Annotated in this window: 1 protein-coding gene; it reads right to left on the reverse strand. The window is 66.2% G+C overall.

Going from position 1 to position 3,148, the window contains the following annotated elements:
• Positions 1-3,148: RHS repeat-associated core domain-containing protein (locus tag V7773_RS30110; protein WP_336076484.1), on the reverse strand; the 3,148-nt coding region annotated here is incomplete at both ends.

The following is a 3,148-nucleotide window of genomic DNA, read 5'->3' on the forward strand; positions in this document are numbered from 1 at the left end:
CCCCAACCGCCGGCCGACACCCACCCTTCCCCGGACAATCCACCAACCCCAACGGATCCACCCACCCCGTCGGGTTCACCGTGTAGCGATACCCATTGAGCCCACCCGCCAATTTGCTCGGGTCAGGCGTCAGATAGCGGCCGGTTCCGGGATTGTAGTAGCGGTGCCGGTTGTAGTGCAGGCCGCTTTCGGGGTCGAAGTATTGGCCCTGGAAGCGCAGCGGTTGTTCCAGTTGTTCGCCGCCGCCGTGCTGGAGTTCGGTGAGTTGGCCGTAGCCGTTGTAGCGCGCCGACCAGACGATCTGGCCGGCGGGGTTGGTCAGTTCCTGGGGGGTGCCCAGGTGGTCGAGGTGGTAGTAGAACGGGCGGGCGTCGGGGCCTTCGCCGTCGAGCATCGCCAGCGGGCGGAAGGTGCCGGGTTCGTAGACGTAGCTGCGGTGGTGGCGCGGGCTGTTTTCGGCGACGACCTGGTCGCCCTGCCAGAAAAATTCCGTGGTCAGGCCGTCCACGGTCTTGCTGATGCGTCGGCCAAAGGCGTCGTAGCGGTAGGAGGTTTCACGCCCATCCGCCGTGGTGACGCCGATCAGGCGGTGCTGGCTGTCGTAGCGGTAGGCGCTGACCAGGGCCTGGCCGCGGCGTTCGCGGATCAGGTTGCCGAAGGCGTCGTAGTCATAGTGGCGGTCGCCCTCTTCCAGCAGGCGGTTGCCCTTGAGGGTGGTCGGGCCGGGGCGGTCCTGCATCATCAGGTTGCCGGCCGGATCGTGGCAGAAGTGTTCCGGCGGTTCGCTGTGGGAAAAGTCGATGCGGGTCAGGCGATCCAGCGGGTCGTACTGGTAGCTGCGGCGGTTTCGGTTGTCGGAAAGGGTTTGCAGGTTGCCCTTGGCGCTGTAGGCATAATCGCGCCAGAACAGTTGCTGCTGTTGGCTCTGCCACACGGTCTGGGCCTTGAGGCGGCCCTGTTCGTCGTAGTCGTAGTCACTGAGCAGCCGGCCTTGCTGGCGTTGCCGTTCGCGACCGCCGACAAAGCGGTGTTCGGTCAGGCGCGAACCGTTGAGGTCGATGGCGGTCAGTGCGCCACCTGGGGCATGGTGGTAGTCGAGCTGGCTGTCGTCCGGCAGGCGCAGGTGGTTGAGGCGTCCGCAAGCGTCGTAGCGATAACGCAGGGTGCCCCAGCCCTGGTGTTCGCAGACCAGCCGGTCCTGGGCGTCGTACTCAAAGGCCAGGGGATGATCGCTGCCGTCGTTGACGTGGACCAATCGGCCCAGTTCGTCGTAGCGGTATTCGATGGCCTGGCCGTCGGGCAAGGTCTTGACTCGCAGCCGCCCAGCCGCGTCACGCTGGTACTGGGTGAGCCGTTGCGAACCGTCCTCGCCGTGCTCGGTTTTCTCCAGCAGGTGGCCATTGAGGTCGTAGGCGTAGGCGGTGCGTTGGCCGTCGAAGCCGACTTGCTGTCGGATCAAGCCGTTGGGCGTGTAGTCCAGCTGATATTTTTCGCCGGATTCGTTTTCGATTTCGGTCAGCAACAACCGCGCCGAGTCGTAGCGATATTTCAGCTCGCTGCCGTCGGGGTTCAGGCGACGGCTGACCAGGTGCAGGTCGTCGGCGTATTCGTAGCGGGTCAGACGGCCCTGTTCATCGCGCTCGGCGGTGATCTTGCCGTAGGCGTTGTAGCGCCAGGTCCGCGTGGTTCCGTTGGGCAAGGTCACCTGCAGCAGGCGGCCGACGGCGTCCCATTGGTAGTGCGTGAGCGCGCCATGTTCGTCCTGGCGGCTGAGCAAACGCCCCAGGGCGTCGTAGGAAAAACGCCGGCGACTGCCGTCGGGCAGGATCTCTTCGGTCAGTTGGCCCAGGCGACTCCAGGTGAACCGATGTTCGCCGCCGTCCGGGTCATACCTCGCCAGCAGTTGCCCATGGGCGTCGTAGGCATATTCCGTGCGCCGGCCGTCCGGGTCGATGAGGACGATCACGTCCCCCCGGGCATTGCGCCGGTAGCGCCACACCGCCTGGCCGCGCGCACGGGTGTGCAGGAAACCGTTGCGGTATTCGTAGGACGTCGGCGCATCCACGGGTGGAATCAGCGCCAGCAGCCGTCCGACGTCGTCGTAGCGGTACTCGGTCACGGCGCCCAGCGGGTCCTGCTCGGCGATCAAGCGACCTTGTTCGTCGTAGGCCTTGAGGTGCTCACCGCCGTCGGGCTCGACCTTGCGCACCAGCCGCGCCCGGTCATCGTGGACATACACTTCCTGGCTGCCGTCGAGGTGCTGGACCGTGACGCTGCCGTCCTCGCCCCAGGTGTAGCGGCTGTCCATTTGCGCAAACGAAGCCCAGTGCCGTACGCAGCGCGCCGCCCGCCCGGCCCCTTGCCACTCCCAGTAGAAACTCGCCCCGCCGGCCAGTTGCCGCTGGAGGATGACGTGCTGGTCGTCGTAGTCGTAGCGTTCGCTTTCACCGGCGGCATTGGTCGCTTCGATCAGTCGGAAACGTCCGTCGTAGCGGTAGGACATCAGCGTCTGTTCGGTCCGCCAGGCTTCGTCGAGGGTGATGGCGGGATGGAAGCTCTGGTAGTCGACGGCGATCAGGTGGCGCTGCTCGTAACGCAGGCGCAGGGCGCGCCCGGCGCCGTTGTCCAGGCGGCTGATGTCGCCATGGATGTTGCGCTGCAGCGTCAGGCGGTTGTCGTAGCGGTCGCTGAGGGCGGTCAGGTGGCCGTCGCGAAAGTGCAGGAACGGGGCGTTTTCCCCGGGCTGGGCGATGATCAGTTCGTCCGGCTCGGCCCCCAGGTAGATCGCCGCGCGGGCCAGGCTGTTGTGAATGGCCGGACGCTGGGCGTTGGGCAGGGGAAACGTCGTGCGGCGGTTTTCCTGGTCGACCCAGGTGACCTGCTCGCCCTCAAGCTCCAAGCGATGGGCCAGGGCATGGCTCCAGCCGCGCCCGAGGCCGACATCCAGGTCAGCGGCGCTGGTGCGGTACAAACGGGTGAAGACGAACGGCAAGCGGCCATCGAGGGTGCCATCGTCGAGGGTCAGCAGTTCTTCGCCGGTGACCATCGACACCGGGCAGCCGCTGGTCTGGGTCTGGGCCGCGGTGTCGGCGCTGTCGCCGTTGGGGTTTTTCGACTGGGCGGGGGCGTCGTCGTGGGGTTCGTGTTT

Source organism: Pseudomonas sp. 3JA, assembly GCF_036961705.1.
Classification (GTDB): Bacteria; Pseudomonadota; Gammaproteobacteria; order Pseudomonadales; family Pseudomonadaceae; genus Aquipseudomonas; species Aquipseudomonas fluorescens_Q.